The organism is Diaphorobacter sp. LR2014-1, from assembly GCF_002916785.1.
In the GTDB taxonomy this organism is placed as follows: domain Bacteria; phylum Pseudomonadota; class Gammaproteobacteria; order Burkholderiales; family Burkholderiaceae_C; genus Diaphorobacter; species Diaphorobacter nitroreducens.
In genome coordinates this window covers 128,192-141,644 of record NZ_MTBE01000001.1, presented here as the reverse complement: position 1 = coordinate 141,644, position 13,453 = coordinate 128,192, and the positions used below count along the sequence as shown (strand labels likewise).

13 protein-coding genes are annotated in these 13,453 nt (G+C 69.0%); 5 read left to right on the top strand and 8 right to left on the bottom strand.

Features of this window, described 5'->3' with window-relative positions:
• Positions 1-6 precede the first annotated feature (6 nt).
• The 4 genes from BV908_RS00700 to BV908_RS00685 are packed head-to-tail and all read left to right on the top strand — an operon-like array spanning position 7 to position 3,589.
• Positions 7-813 carry an SDR family oxidoreductase gene (locus BV908_RS00700; RefSeq protein ID WP_011803578.1) on the top strand — a complete coding sequence of 269 codons (807 nt, stop codon included), beginning with the start codon at positions 7-9 and terminating at the stop codon, positions 811-813.
• Positions 810-1,604: an enoyl-CoA hydratase/isomerase family protein gene (locus BV908_RS00695; protein WP_103736902.1), complete on the top strand. Its 795-nt coding sequence runs from the start codon at positions 810-812 to the stop codon at positions 1,602-1,604. The genes BV908_RS00700 and BV908_RS00695 overlap by 4 nt, the downstream gene beginning before the upstream one ends.
• A 46-nt stretch (positions 1,605-1,650) precedes the next feature.
• Positions 1,651-2,433 (top strand): helix-turn-helix domain-containing protein, encoded by a 783-nt coding sequence (locus BV908_RS00690; protein WP_172751340.1) that lies wholly within the window; start codon positions 1,651-1,653, stop codon positions 2,431-2,433.
• Between the two features lie 43 nt (positions 2,434-2,476).
• Positions 2,477-3,589 carry a CaiB/BaiF CoA-transferase family protein gene (locus BV908_RS00685; RefSeq protein WP_103736900.1) on the top strand — a complete coding sequence of 371 codons (1,113 nt, stop codon included), beginning with the start codon at positions 2,477-2,479 and terminating at the stop codon, positions 3,587-3,589.
• 36 nt (positions 3,590-3,625) lie between these two features.
• Here BV908_RS00685 and BV908_RS00680 read toward each other — a convergent pair whose 3' ends face one another.
• The 8 genes from BV908_RS00680 to BV908_RS00645 all read right to left on the bottom strand — a co-directional run bounded on the left by BV908_RS00680 (position 3,626) and on the right by BV908_RS00645 (position 12,271).
• Positions 3,626-4,849, bottom strand: coding sequence for an MFS transporter (locus BV908_RS00680; protein ID WP_011803582.1), 1,224 nt, complete (start codon positions 4,847-4,849; stop codon positions 3,626-3,628).
• Positions 4,850-4,931: 82 nt separating this feature from the next.
• Positions 4,932-5,801, bottom strand: coding sequence for a CoA ester lyase (locus BV908_RS00675; protein WP_103736899.1), 870 nt, complete (start codon positions 5,799-5,801; stop codon positions 4,932-4,934).
• 37 nt (positions 5,802-5,838) lie between these two features.
• A complete protein-coding gene (locus tag BV908_RS00670; RefSeq protein WP_103736898.1) occupies positions 5,839-6,216 on the bottom strand; it encodes a VOC family protein in 378 nt (125 codons plus the stop codon).
• Between the two features lie 63 nt (positions 6,217-6,279).
• On the bottom strand, positions 6,280-7,287 hold the full coding sequence (locus BV908_RS00665) for a tripartite tricarboxylate transporter substrate binding protein BugD (RefSeq protein ID WP_103736897.1): 1,008 nt from the start codon (positions 7,285-7,287) through the stop codon (positions 6,280-6,282).
• Positions 7,288-7,375: 88 nt separating this feature from the next.
• Positions 7,376-8,740 (bottom strand): MmgE/PrpD family protein, encoded by a 1,365-nt coding sequence (locus tag BV908_RS00660; protein WP_103736896.1) that lies wholly within the window; start codon positions 8,738-8,740, stop codon positions 7,376-7,378.
• A gap of 50 nt (positions 8,741-8,790) precedes the next feature.
• Positions 8,791-9,981 (bottom strand): CaiB/BaiF CoA-transferase family protein, encoded by a 1,191-nt coding sequence (locus BV908_RS00655; RefSeq protein ID WP_103736895.1) that lies wholly within the window; start codon positions 9,979-9,981, stop codon positions 8,791-8,793.
• 161 nt (positions 9,982-10,142) lie between these two features.
• The gene (locus tag BV908_RS00650; RefSeq protein WP_103736894.1) at positions 10,143-11,303 is read right to left on the bottom strand and encodes an acyl-CoA dehydrogenase family protein; all 1,161 of its coding nucleotides are present in this window, start codon (positions 11,301-11,303) and stop codon (positions 10,143-10,145) included.
• Between the two features lie 71 nt (positions 11,304-11,374).
• Positions 11,375-12,271 (bottom strand): MaoC family dehydratase N-terminal domain-containing protein, encoded by an 897-nt coding sequence (locus tag BV908_RS00645; protein ID WP_172751339.1) that lies wholly within the window; start codon positions 12,269-12,271, stop codon positions 11,375-11,377.
• A gap of 202 nt (positions 12,272-12,473) precedes the next feature.
• Between BV908_RS00645 and BV908_RS00640 the strand changes: the two genes are divergently transcribed.
• Positions 12,474-13,391: an SDR family NAD(P)-dependent oxidoreductase gene (locus tag BV908_RS00640; protein ID WP_011803589.1), complete on the top strand. Its 918-nt coding sequence runs from the start codon at positions 12,474-12,476 to the stop codon at positions 13,389-13,391.
• Positions 13,392-13,453: the final 62 nt, after the last annotated feature.

Here is a 13,453-nt window from a genome sequence, read left to right as displayed (position 1 = left end):
GGCGCCATGGCTGAGTCCTCCTCCTTCGCTGGCCGCCACGTCTTCGTGGCCGGCGGCACCAGCGGCATCAACCTCGGCATCGCCCAGGCGTTTGCACGCGCGGGCGCCCACGTGGTGGTCATGAGCCGCTCGCCCGACAAGGTGCAGCAGGCGGCCGAAGGCCTGCGCGCGCTGGGGGCGCAGGCGCTGGGCATCAGTGCCGACGTGCGCGACCCCGCTGCGGTGGACGCCGCGCTGCGCCAGGCGCATGCGCAGTTCGGTGACATCGACGTGCTGATCTCCGGCGCAGCGGGCAACTTCATCGCGCCCGCGGCCGACTTGTCGCCTAACGGCTTCAAGACCGTGATCGACATCGACCTGAACGGCAGCTTCCACGTGCTGCGCCTGGCGTACCCGATGCTCAAGAAACCGGGCGCCAGCGTCATCAACATCTCGGCGCCGCAGGGCGTGAACCCCACCATGTACCAGGTGCATGCCTGCGCCGCCAAGGCCGGCATCGACATGATGACGCGCGTGCTGGCCATGGAATGGGGCGAGGTGGGCGTGCGCGTGAACGCCATCGCGCCCGGCCCGATCGGTGACACCGAGGGCATGCGGCGCCTGGCGCCCACGCCCGAGGCATTGGCCAACGCGGTCGCCACCGTGCCGCTGCAGCGCATGGGCACGCTGGATGACATTGCGAACATGGCGCTGTTCCTCTCGTCGCCGCAGGCGGGCTACGTGACGGGCGCCGTCATCCCGGTGGACGGCGGATCGTCGCTGCGCGGCGGGCGCGACATGCGCGCGTCGTACGTGCCGCGGAGCGCGGCATGAGCCAGGTATACGAGCGCATCGTTTTCGAGGTGCAGGACGGCGTGGCCACGCTGACCCTGAGCAACCCCACCAAGCGCAACGCCTTCGACCCCGCCATGCGCGTGGAGATGGCCGCGGTGGTGCGCCAGGTGCAGGCCGACCCGGCCATCCGCGCGCTGGTGCTGACGGGCGCGGGCGCGCATTTCTGCTCGGGCGGCGACCTCTCCAACATCGCCGCCAGCGGGCTGGACAACGGCGGCTGGCGCCAGCGCCTGACCAGCCTGCACGACTGGCTCAAGGACCTGATGCTGCTGGATAAGCCGGTGATTGCGGCGGTGGATGGCGCGGCCTATGGCGCGGGCTTCAGCCTGGCGCTGGCGGCGGACTTCATCATCGCCAGCACCCGCGCGCGCTTTGCCATGTCGTTCATCCGCGTGGGCGTGGTGCCGGACTGCGCGGCGTTCTACACCCTGCCGCGCGTGGTAGGCGTGCAGCGTGCGCGAGAGCTCATGCTATCGGGCCGTGAGGTGCAGGCCGAGGAGGCGCTGCGCCTGGGCATTGCCACCGAACTGGCTGAGCCCGAGGTGCTGCAGGCCCGCGCCCAGGCGATTGCGCGCAGCTTCGTGGGCGCGTCGCCCGTGGCGCTGAGCCTGATCAAACGCTCGCTCGCGCTGGCCGCGAGCGACCTGCCGTCGTTGCTGGAGCAGGAGGCCAACGCCCAGGCCCTGGCCATGGGCACGCCCGAGCACCGCGAGGCCGTGCGCTGCTTCCTGGAGAAAAGGCCGATGCCCTTCCAGTGGCCGCAGACCTGACTTTGAAACAGGTGAAAATCTCAAGCTTTTTGAGGTCAATGTGAACGTGAACGCAGATCCGGACGGCAAACTGGTCAGCGCCCTGGTGCGTGGCGTTTCCATATTGCGGTGCTTCTCCAGCAAGTGCCAGGAACTCAGCGCCAAGGAGCTGATGGACCTGACCGGCCTGCCCAAGCCCACGCTGTTTCGCCTGACGGACACGCTGTGCGAGCTGGGCCTGCTGCGCTATTCGGAGCGGCTGTCCAAGTACGTGCCGGGCCTGGGCCTGCTGCAGTTGTCCTCGCCCGTGCTCACGCGCATGGCCCTGCGCCAGTTCGCCCGGCCGCACATGCAGGCGCTGGCCGACCTGACCGAGGGGCAGGTGCAGCTGGCCGTGGGCCACAAGCGCCGGTTGTGCATGGTGGAGCTGGCCAACGGCATGGGCAACACCGTGTTCCGCCAGGAAATCGGCGTGCCCATCTCGCTGTCGCGCACGGCCACGGGCCGCGCCTACCTGCTGGGCATGGCCGAGGATGAGCGCAAGGCCTACCTGCAGGAGCTGCAGCGCAACGACCCGCAGCGCGCCGCGTGGCTGGAGCAGCGCCTGACGGACGCGCGCGACGACTTCGCGCGCCACGGCTTCTGCCGCAGCCACGGCGACCTGCACCGCGAGATCGAATCCATCGCCGTGCCCATGTCGCAGCCGCAGGACGGGGAACTCTGGGTGTTCGCCGTCTCGGTGCCGGTGTTCAGCCCCATGTACGCCCGGCTGGAGACAGACCTGGGCCCGCGCCTGCGCACGCTGGTGCGCTCGGTGGAGAGCGTGCTCGGGGCCTCCGGCCTCACCTGATACCCGCGTCCGCCACCCATACAACATCTACCAAGGAGACATCGTGAAGGTTCTGGACAGCGTGCGCGTACTGGAGATTGGCGGCCTGGGGCCGGGGCCGTTTTGTGCGATGCACCTGGCCGATTTGGGTGCAGACGTGATCTCGATAGTCCGTGAAACGAAGGGCCGCGAGACCACCGGCGCCTTGCTCAATCGCGGCAAGCGCTCGGTGTTTGCCGACCTCAAGACCGAGGAGGGTCGCCAGCTGGTGCTGGCCCTGGTGGCCGAAGCCGATGCGCTCATCGAGGGCATGCGCCCTGGCGTGATGGAGCGCCTGGGTCTGGGCCCCGAGGAGTGCCTGGCGGTCAACCCGCGCCTGGTGTACGGGCGCATGACGGGCTGGGGCCAGAGCGGACCGTTGGCACCGCGTGCGGGGCACGACACGAACTATGCCGCCGTCAGCGGCGCGCTGTGGGGCTGCAGTCCGGCGGGCGCGCGGCCCGTCTCGCCTTTCGCCGTGCTTGGCGACATCGGCGGCGGTGCCATGTACCTGATGACGGGGCTGCTGTCGGGCATCGTGCAGGCGCGCGCCACGGGCCGCGGCACGGTGGTGGACGCCGCCATCGTGGACGGCTCGGCCCATATGCTGAACCTGATGCTGAGTGCGCGCCAGAGCGGCCTGGTGGCCGATGTGCGCGGCCAGAGCATCCACGACAGCGCGCCCTTCTACGACACCTATGTCTGCGCCGACGGCCATTACGTCACCGTGGGCGCCATCGAGCCGCAGTTCTACACCCTGCTGCTGCAGGTGCTGGGGCTGGCCGAGGACCCCGATTTCACCGGGTCGCAATGGGACAAGGCCGCCTGGCCGGTGCGCCGCGCGCGGCTGGCCGCGCTGTTCCTGGCGCGGCCGCGTGCGCACTGGCAGGCGCTGCTGGAGCCCACCGACGCCTGTTTTGGCGTCGTGCTCAGCCCCGTCGAGGCGGCGCAGCACCCGCACATGCGTGCGCGGGGTGTGTATTCCGAACGCCAGGGGGTGCTACAGGCGGCACCCGCGCCCCGCTTTGATGGTGCAGCCTACGAGCCGGGCGAGGCCTGCGCGCCCGGCGCGCATACGCAGTCGGTCATGGAAGGACTGGGCCAGTCCGGCGCGCGGGCCGTGTGGCGCCAGCGCTGAGCACGTTGCGCGGGGCAGTCTCCCGCGCGGCCCTGGTTACCGTTGCTGGAGCAGCGCGGACGCTGGCAGCAGCCTGAAGGCCAGCGAAGCCAGCGCCAGCCAGGCGGCGATGCACAGCAACACCGCGCGGTAGGGCTCCAGCCCGGCGCTGGTGGCCCAGGCGGCCACGGCGCCGGTCAGCGATTGCATCAGCGCCACCCCCAGAAACATGGCCATGGTGTAGAGAGACAGGGCGCGTCCCGTCTGTTCGTTGGGGTAGGACGAGCGCACGTCGGCATATTGCAAGATGCTGTAGCCTGACAGCAGTCCCATCGCGATCATCAGCGCCACCATGGCGTGGGCGTTGTTGACCCAGGCCATGATGGCGAACAGGCCGGCCATCGACAGCGAAGCGCGGCCCACCCAGGTGCGGCGCCGGGCGGGGCCCGGGTCCATGCGGCCGAAAGCGGCGGGGGTGAACAGCGCAATCAGCGACAACACCAGCGCCACGTTGCCACTGTCCACCAGCGAAAAACCGTAGCGGTCGATCAGCAGAGGCCCCAGCCACAGGCCGCGCAGCGACAAAAAGGCCGCATAGCACGACATGCCGAGGATCACGATGCCCCAGGTGTGTGGCACGGTAAAGAGCCGTCCCATGCCCGTCAGCGCTTCCCCCCAGCTGCTGGCTGGACGGTGTGCGGTATCGGCACGTGCCGGTTCATGCACCAGCGCATAAATCAACAGCCACGACAGCAGGCTCAGGCCTGCCAGCAGGCCAAAGCCGGCACGCCAGCCCCAGTGCTGCACCACCCAGGCCAGCGGTGTGCCGGTGAACAGCAACCCCAGCCCGCCCAGGCCCATGCTCAGGCCCGAGAAAAAGGCAAACCGGTCGGCCGCGAAATAGCGCGCAATGAACAGCGTGCAGGCCACGAAGGCGGGTGAATAGCCCACCCCGATCAGCACCTGACCGACCATCAGCCAGCCATAGCTGGGCGCCAGCGCAGACAGGGCCGCACCAGCGATGCCCAGGGGCGCAGCCACCAGCACCGTGCGGCGCAGGCCGTAGCGGTCCAGTGCGATGCCCATCAGCAGTTGCGCAATGCCGAACGACAAACCAAACAGTCCGGCAAACGCCCCCAACGAGGAAGCCTGCAGGCCGAAATCTGCCTGCAGGCCCTGGGCCACGATGGCGGTGGTGGTGCGGTAAGCCTGGCTCAGCGCAAAGCCCGACAGCAGCGTGAGCAGCATGACCCACAGCGGTTGTGTACGGGAGAGTCTCATCGAGGGAAGAATGACGGTAGGGGCACGCCGGTGATTGTGCCGGCGCGCGGCAGAGCTGCAGGCACGAAACCGGAGCGGGCCTTCAGACCCTCGCCAGGCGCTGCAGCGCCCGCGCGTGGCGCAGCAAGGTCTGCTCGGCCTGCGCCAGCACCGGCGCATCGACCATGCGGCCGTCCAGCACGCACACGCCGCCGCCCGCCTGCTCCAGCGCCTGCCGCACGCGCTGCGCATGGGTCACGGCGGCCTCATCGGGGTCGAACGCGGCATGCAGCACTGGCACCTGCGCCGGGTGGATGCACAGCTTGCCGCCAAAGCCCATGCGCCGCGCGCGCTCGGCATCGCGGCCCATGCGCTCGGGATTGCGCGTGTCCACCGTCACGCCGTCGATGGGCGCGGCCAGCCCCGCGCGGCGCGAGGCCAGCACCAGGGCCATGCGCACGGGCAGCAACTCCTGCTCGTCTTCGGCGCAGGCCATGCCTGCGTCCACCTGGAAGTCGAGATGCCCGAAGGCCAGCCGCGCTACCTGGGGCGCGGCAGCCAGCGCGTCGGCGGCCGCCAGGCCCGCCACGCTTTCCACCAGCGGCACCAGCGCAGCCTGCGGCCCGGCGGCCCGGGCCACGGCCTGCAGGGTCTGCGCGCGCTCGGCCTTGGGCACCACGGCGCCGGCCAAGCCCTGGGCGGTGAGTTGTGCCAACGCCTGCAGATCGGCCGCAAACCAGGGGGTTGCCTCGCTGTTGATGCGCACCAGCAGCCGCGCGCGCTGCGGGGCCGGCAGGGCGGCCAGTGCGTCGGCCAGGGCGGTGCGGGCGCGTTCCTTGTCGGCGGGGGCCACGGCGTCCTCCCAGTCGGCAATCACCAGGTCGGCGCCGCTGGCCAGGGCCTTGGGCAGCCGCTCGGGCTGGGTGGCGGGAACGAAGAGGAAGGAGCAGGCGTGGCGCACGGAGTCGGTCATGGGAAGCAGGGAAGCAGGGAGGCGGGAACAGCGCGGGTCAGGCGTATTCGGAGATTTCGATCAGGTTGTGGTCCGGGTCGCGCACGTAGACCGAGAGGATGGGGCCGCGCGCGCCGGTGCGCTGCACCGGGCCGCACTCGATGGGAATGCCGTGCTCGGCCAGGCGCTGCTGCACCTGCGCCAGCGGGATGGACGCAATGAAGCACAGGTCCAGCGCGCCCGGCAGGGGGTGCTGGGCCTTGGGCTCGAACTCGCGGCCCTGTATGTGCAGGTTGATCTTCTGCCCGTTGAACACAAAGGCCTTGCGGCCTTCGCCAAAGGTCTGCAGCGCCATGCCCAGCACGGTGCTGTAGAAGTGCACGCACCGCGCCTCATGGGCGGTGGTGAGCACGAGGTGGTCCAGCCGGTCGATCATGGGGTGCCTTGTGGTGCAAGCGCCCCGGCCGGCAGCGAGCCAGCCGGGGCAAAACGGGCGAGATTACTCCGCGCTCACGCCGGCGGCCTTGATGACCTTGTCCCAGCGCGCCACCTCGGCTTCCAGGTGCTTGCGCAGGCCTTCGGGCGTGGCCTTCTCGGGTGAGACCAGGTCGGAGCTCAGCTCGGCGATGCGCTTTTTCACGTTCTCGTCCTTGATCGCCACGTTCAACGCCTTGTTGAGCTTCTCGATCACGTCCTTGGGCGTGCCCTTGGGGGCGTACATGCCGTGCCACACCTTCACGTCGAAGCCCTTGAGGCCCTGCTCGTCCAGCGTGGGAATGTTGGGCATCGATGCCAGGCGCTGCGGCGTGGTCACGCCGAACACCTTGGCGCGCTTGCCATCCTGGATCACCGGGGCGGTCTGCGTGGTTTGGTCGCACAGCAGGTCCACCTGGCCGCCCATCAGGTCGTTCATGGCCGGGCCGGCGCCCTTGTAGGGCACGGTGGTCAGCTTCACGCCCACCTGGTGCATGAACAGCATGCCGCACAGCTGCGACACGGCACCCACGCCCGCGTTGGCCAGCGACACCTTGTCCTGGTTCTTCTTCACGTAGTCCAGCAGCTCGGGGAAGGTGTTGGCGGGGAAGTCCTTGCGCGACAGCAGCGTCATGGGCACATCCAGCACCTGCCCGATGTACTCGAAGTCCTTGAGCGGGTCATAGGGCAGCTTCTTGTACAGCGCCGGGGCCGTGGCCATGCCCATGTGATGGATCAGGATGGTGTAGCCGTCGGGCTTGGAGCGCACGATGCGCGCGGGCGCCAGCGTGCCGCCCGCGCCCACGGTGTTCTCCACCACCACCGTCTGGCCCAGCGACTGGCCCATGGGCACGGCCAGCAGGCGCGCCACCACGTCGGTGGGGCCGCCGGCGCTGTAGGGTACGACCAGGGTGACGCTCTTTTCAGGCCAGGTGTTGGCGGCGGCAGGGCCGCCCAAGGCCATCGCCGCGCAGGCCGCGGCGATGGCGCCGAAGGTGGTGCGTCGGGAAATCGGGGTGAAGCGTGCGGTCATGCGTATGTCTCCTTGTCGGTGGTGGTGAAGGGGGCGTCTTCTGCGCCCCTGGGGGGATCATGGGCCGCGGCGCAGGCGGGACCGCCGGTCAGCCCAGCAGATGCTGCGTGCGCGGCCACTCCTGCACTTGCCACAGGCGCTGCACGGCCGCCCGGGCCTGCGCGTCGGACACCGCGCCGCCGTAGGCGGCCAGGCGCAGGGCCTTGGCCGTGAGTTCCTCGCGCGAGAGGGTGTTGCCGGGGTCGCCCTTGGGCTCTTCCACGCGCCCGGCCAGCGTGCGGCCGTCGGTCGTCTGCACGGTGACCTTGCCGATCCAGCGCTGCGGGTAAGCGGCGTCCACCTCGGGGTCCAGCACCATGCGCACCTTCTCGCGCAAGGTCACAGTGTCCGGGGCCAGGAACTGCTCGTCGAATTCGGTCAAACCCGCATGGCCAAAGCGTGCGGCCAATGCCAGCACCGTGCCCATGGAGAACTTGCTCTGGTGCACCGTGGTGGGCGAGACCACCGGCCCCAGCACGTCGATGGCACCCTGGTGCACATGGCAGGTCACCTGTGCGATGTCGGCGGGCGCCAGGCCGTGCTCGCGCATCACCTGCTGCAGCGCGTCGGCCGCGGGGTGCGTATGGCGGCACGAGGCATGCCACTTGAACGATGTCTCGGCCGTGGCCCAGCGGGTGCCCAGGCCCTCGGTGAGCTTGGCCGGGTTGGCATCGCTGGACATGCCCGCGGCCAGGCCCTGCGGCCCGGTGAAGATGTCCTGCGCGCCGGTGAAGCCGTCCTGGGCCAGGTAGGCGGCCATCAGGCCGGCCGCGGCGGCGTGGGCCGTGTGCAGCTGCTTGCTGTCGGCCGCGGTGCGCAAAAATTCCCACAGCCCCGCCGACTGCGTGCCGGCCGAGCCAAACGCATGCTGCATCTGCGCGGGCGTGAGATTCAGCAGGCGCCCCACGGCAGCGGCTGCCGCCAGCGTGCCGGCCGTGGCCGTGGTGTGGAACACCTTGTAATGGCTGCGGCCCAAGAATTCGCCCACGCGGATGCCGACCTCATAGCCCGCCACGCAGGCCGCCATGAGCTGCGCGCCGCTGGCGCCGATGCTTTGCGCCACGGCCAGCGCGGGCGGAAAGACCACGGCCGCCGGGTGGAACACCGAGCCGTTGTGCACATCGTCCTGCTCGGCCACATGGCTGGCCGCGGCATTGGCCAGCGCGGCCATCATGGGGCTGCTGGTGGCGCCGTGGCCGATCACCTCGGCCGGGCCGCTGGCAGGGCCTTGCGACAGGGCAAAGCGCGTGATGCTGGCCACGGGCCGCGCGCGGCAGCCGGCCAGCACGGAGCCGAACCAGTCCACCCACAGGTCTTCGGTGCGGCGCTGCACGGGTGCGGGCACGTCGCTCCACTGCAGCGTGGCGGCAAACTGGGACAGGGGATGGATGGTGACTTGGGTTTCTTGCTTCATTTCGGGCTCCCGGGCAGGCGTATCAAGCGCTAGCAGCTATGGTTTTTGCGTCAAAGAGGTTGCGGGGCTTGCAGGGCGTCGATCTGCTCGGCGCTCCAGCCCAGCTCGGCCAGGATGGCGGCGTTGTGCTGGCCCACGGCGGGCACGGCATCCATGCGGTAATCGAACGCGCTGTTCACGCCGGGCGGCAGCAGCGCCGGGATGCGGCCCACGGGGGAGTCCACGTCGCTCCAGCGCTGGCGTGCGGCCAGCTGCGGGTGCGCCCACAGGTCGGCCATGTCGTTCACGCGGGCGTTGGCGATGCCCGCCTGGTCCAGCCGCTCGACGACCTGGGCGGCGCTGAGCGTGGAGAACTCTTGCAGGATCAGCGCCTGCAGCGCGTCGCGGTGGGCGTTGCGCTGGCCGTTGCTGTCAAAACGCGCGTCCGTGGCCACTTCGGGGCGCTGCAGCACGGCGTCGCAAAAGGCCTTCCATTCGCGCTCGTTCTGCAGGCCCAGCATCACCGTCTTGCCATCGCCCGCCACGAACGGGCCATAGGGGTAGATGCTGGCGTGCGATGCGCCGGTGCGCGGCGGTGGCGGCGCGCCGTCAAAGGCGTAGTACATCGGGTAGCCCATCCACTCGCCCATGGCTTCGAGCATGGACACGTCGATATGGCTGCCCTCGCCCGTCTTGCCGCGCAGCAGCAGGGCCGACAGGATGTTGGTGTAGGCATACATGCCCGCGGCAATGTCGGCCACCGAGATGCCGGACTTGGATGGCGTCTCGGGCGTGCCGGTGACGGACAGGAACCCCGCCTCGCTCTGGATCAGCAGGTCATAGGCCTTCTTGTCGCGGTACGGCCCGTCCGCGCCGTAGCCGCTGATGTCGCACACGATGAGCTTGGGGTTGTGCGCCTTGAGCGCTTCATACGACAGGCCCATGCGCGCGGCGGCGCCGGGCGCGAGGTTCTGCACCAGCACGTCGGCGGTCTTGAGCAGCTGCAGCAGCGCGGCCTTGGCCTGGGGCTGCTTCACATCGAGCGCCAGGCTTTCCTTGCTGCGGTTGATCCAGGTGAAGTGCGACGACTGGCCCTTCACGCGCTGGTCGTAGCCGCGCGCGAAGTCGCCGCTGCCCGGGCGCTCCACCTTGATGACGCGCGCGCCCAGGTCGGCCAGCTGGCGCGTGCAGAACGGCGCGGCCACCGCGTGTTCCAGCGAGACGACGGTGATGCCGTCAAGGGGGCGGATGGTTTTTGTCATGGGTCAGTCGTTCCCTGTACGAGCGCGGTGAGCGGCGCTTGCGACCGGCGCAACCCAACCTCAGGGACACCGAGGAAGGGCCGCCCCGCACCGAGGGTGTCGTCCCCCTCCCGCAAAGCGAGAGAGGGGGAAGGCGCGCAGCGACTCAGGGGGTGTTGCATTTAAAACGAACGGGGCAAGCCCAGGATGTGCTCGGCCACGTAGCTGTAGATCATGTTGGTCGAAATCGGCGCCACCTGGTACAGGCGCGTCTCGCGGAATTTGCGCTCGATGTCGTACTCGCACGCGAAGCCAAAGCCGCCGTGGGTCTGCAGGCAGACGTTGGCCGCTTCCCAGCTGGCCTTGGCCGCCAGGTACTTGGCCATGTTGGCCTCGGCGCCCGCGTTCTGGTGGGCGTCAATCTTCTCGCAGGCCTTCCAGCGCATCAGGTTGGCGGCTTCCAGCTCGATGAAGGCATCGGCAATCGGGAACTGCACGCCCTGGTTCTGGCCGATGGGGCGGTTGAACACCACGCGCTCCTTGGCGTATTTGCTGGCCCGGTCGATGAACCAGTAGCCATCGCCAATGCACTCGGCGGCGATCAGCGTGCGCTCGGCGTTCAGGCCGTCCAGCAGGGTCTTGAAGCCCTTGCCTTCTTCGCCCAGCAGCGCGTCCTCGGGGATCTCGAGGTTGTCGAAGAACAGTTCGTTGGTCTCGTGGTTGACCATGTTCAGGATGGGGCGCACGGTGAGGCCGTTGCCAATCGCCTGGTGCAGGTCGATCAGGAAGCACGACAGGCCGTCGGAGCGCTTTTTCACCTGGTCGGCGGGCGTGGTGCGCGCCAGCAAAATCATCAAATCGCTGTGCTGGATGCGCGAGATCCAGACCTTCTGGCCGTTGATGACCCAGCGGCCGTCTTTCTTGACGGCGCTGGTCTTGAGCTTGGTGGTGTCGCTGCCCGTGGTGGGCTCGGTCACGCCCATGGACTGGATGCGCAGCTCGCCCGAGGCAATCATGGGCAGGTATTTCTGCTTTTGCGCTTCGCTGCCGCTGCGCACGATGGCGTTCATCACGTACATCTGGCCGTGGCAAGCGCCGGAGTTGCCGCCGCTGCGGTTGATCTCTTCCATGATGACCGAGGCCTCGGCCATGGTCAGGCCCGAGCCGCCGTACTCCTGCGGAATCAGCGCGGCCATCCAGCCGGCCTGGGTCAGGGCATCGACAAAGGCCTCGGGGTAGGCGCGGGCCTCGTCGACCTTGCGGAAGTATTCGTCAGGGTACTGGGCACACAGAGCGCGCACGGCGTCGCGGATTTCCTGGTACTGGTCGGGCTGGTGGATCATGGTGGATTTCAAGTGTTTTTGCTCTTTAGCGCTGATGCAGAAAGCGCTAGTAGCTATGAATTTAGTAGTGTTCAGGCCAGCGTGGCGGTGCCCTGCATGGTCAGCCAGCCCTCGTGGTCCTGGGCCCACAGCTCCACGGACTTGCCGTCGCTGGAGGGCCTGCCGTGCACGCTGAACGGGTGCAGGTCGAACGTCGGTCGCACGGCGCGGAAGTCGAACGTGAGCACCTGCGCACCGGGCAGGCTGCGGCGCAGCAGGTCCAGCAGCAGCGTGGCGATCAGCGGGCCGTGCACGATCAGGCCGGGGTAGCCCTCGACCTCGGTCACGTACTTGCGGTCGTAATGGATGCGGTGGCCGTTGAAGGTGAGCGCGGAGTAGCGAAACAGCAGCACGGCGTCGGGCACGATGGTGCGCGACCAGGCGGCCTGGCCCTCCAGCGGCGGCTTTTGCGGCGTGGGTGCCGGGTCGCCGGGCTGGGCGGCGCTGCGGTAGACGATGTCGTGCTCCTCGGTGAGCGCCAGGCCCTGCGCGTTGCGGTACTGGTGCTCCACCAGCACGAAGAGCAGCTCACCCGAGCGCCCGGCCTTGTGCTTGACGGACTGGATGGTGGAGGTGCGCTGCACCTGCTGGCCCACCTGCAGCGGGTTGGCACCATCCCCCCGCATTTCCCAGCGCAGGCGCCCGCCCGCCCACATGCGGCGCGGCAGCGGCACGGGCGGCAGAAAGCCCCCGCGCTTGGGGTGCCCGTCCGGGCCGATCTCGCTCTGGCGCGCATGCGGCAGGAAGTACAGCCAGTGCCACAGCGGCGGCACGGTGGTGCCGGGAGCCGGCGCGGGGTCGTCGCGGTCCAGCGTGGCCGACAGCGCCGCGATGGGCGTGGCCGTGAGGGTGTCGCTCAGGGTTTCGCTCTTGCCCTGCCAGGTCTGCAGGTGCGCGAGCTGGGCGGTGTCGATGGTGGGTTCGGTCATGGTCGCTATCGTGCGGTCTGGCCGACACCCGCGCAATCCGCGTTTGTGAAAGCGCCTCTTCGGCGCCCATGAAGCCCCCGGGGTCCTCGCGCCGCTTTCATGGGGCCGAAGCCCGCCCTTGCGATTGCCGAATAGCGCGGGCGGCCCTTTGCCGTCATGCTCGCAGCCATTGATTTCCTATCGCAAACAAAGGACGACAGACATGGCGCAGAAGATGGTGCAGGACAAGGTGGTGGTGGTGACGGGGGCTGGCGGCGGCATCGGGCGCGACATGGCGCTGGCGCTGGCCGCCGCCGGGGCCAAGGTGGTGGTGAACGACATCGGCACCTCCACCACGGGCGAAGGCACCGACGCCGGCCCCGCGCAGAAGGTGGTCGAGGAGATCAAGGCCGCTGGCGGCCAGGCCGTGGCCAACATGGACAGCGTGGCCGAGGCCGCCGCGGCGGGCCGCATCATCCAGTGCGCGCTGGACCACTTCGGCCGTATCGACGGCGTGGTCAACAACGCGGGCATCCTGCGCGACCGGTTCTTCCACAAGATGAGCCTGGACGAGTGGGACGCCGTGCTCAAGGTGCACCTGTACGGCAGTTACTACATGAGCCGCGCGGCCGCCAACCATTTCAAGGAGCAGGAGAGCGGCGCCTTCGTGCACATGACCTCCACCTCGGGCCTGATCGGCAACTTCGGCCAGGCCAACTACAGCGCGGCCAAGCTGGGGCTGGTGGCGCTGTCCAAGTCCATCGCGCTGGACATGCAGAAGTTCCACGTGCGCTCCAACTGCATCGCGCCCTTTGCGTGGAGCCGCATGATCGGCTCGATCCCCACCGACACGCCCGAGCAGCAGGCGCGCGTGGCCAAGATCCAGCAGATGACGCCCAACAAGATCGCCCCGCTGGCCGTGTACCTGCTGTCGGACCAGGCCCAGGACGTGAACGCCCAGGTCTTCGCCGTGCGCAACAACGAGATCTTCCTGATGAGCCAGCCGCGCCCCCTGCGCTCGGTGCACCGCAGCGAAGGCTGGACGCCCGAGTTCATCGCTGAGCACGGCATGCCCGCGCTCAAGGCCTCGTTCGTGCCCATGGAGCGCTCGGGCGACGTGTTCTCCTGGGATCCTGTGTGACAGAGACAACCCCCTGAGGCGCTGCGCGCCTTCCCCCTTCTCTCGCAGCGCTGCGCGCTCCG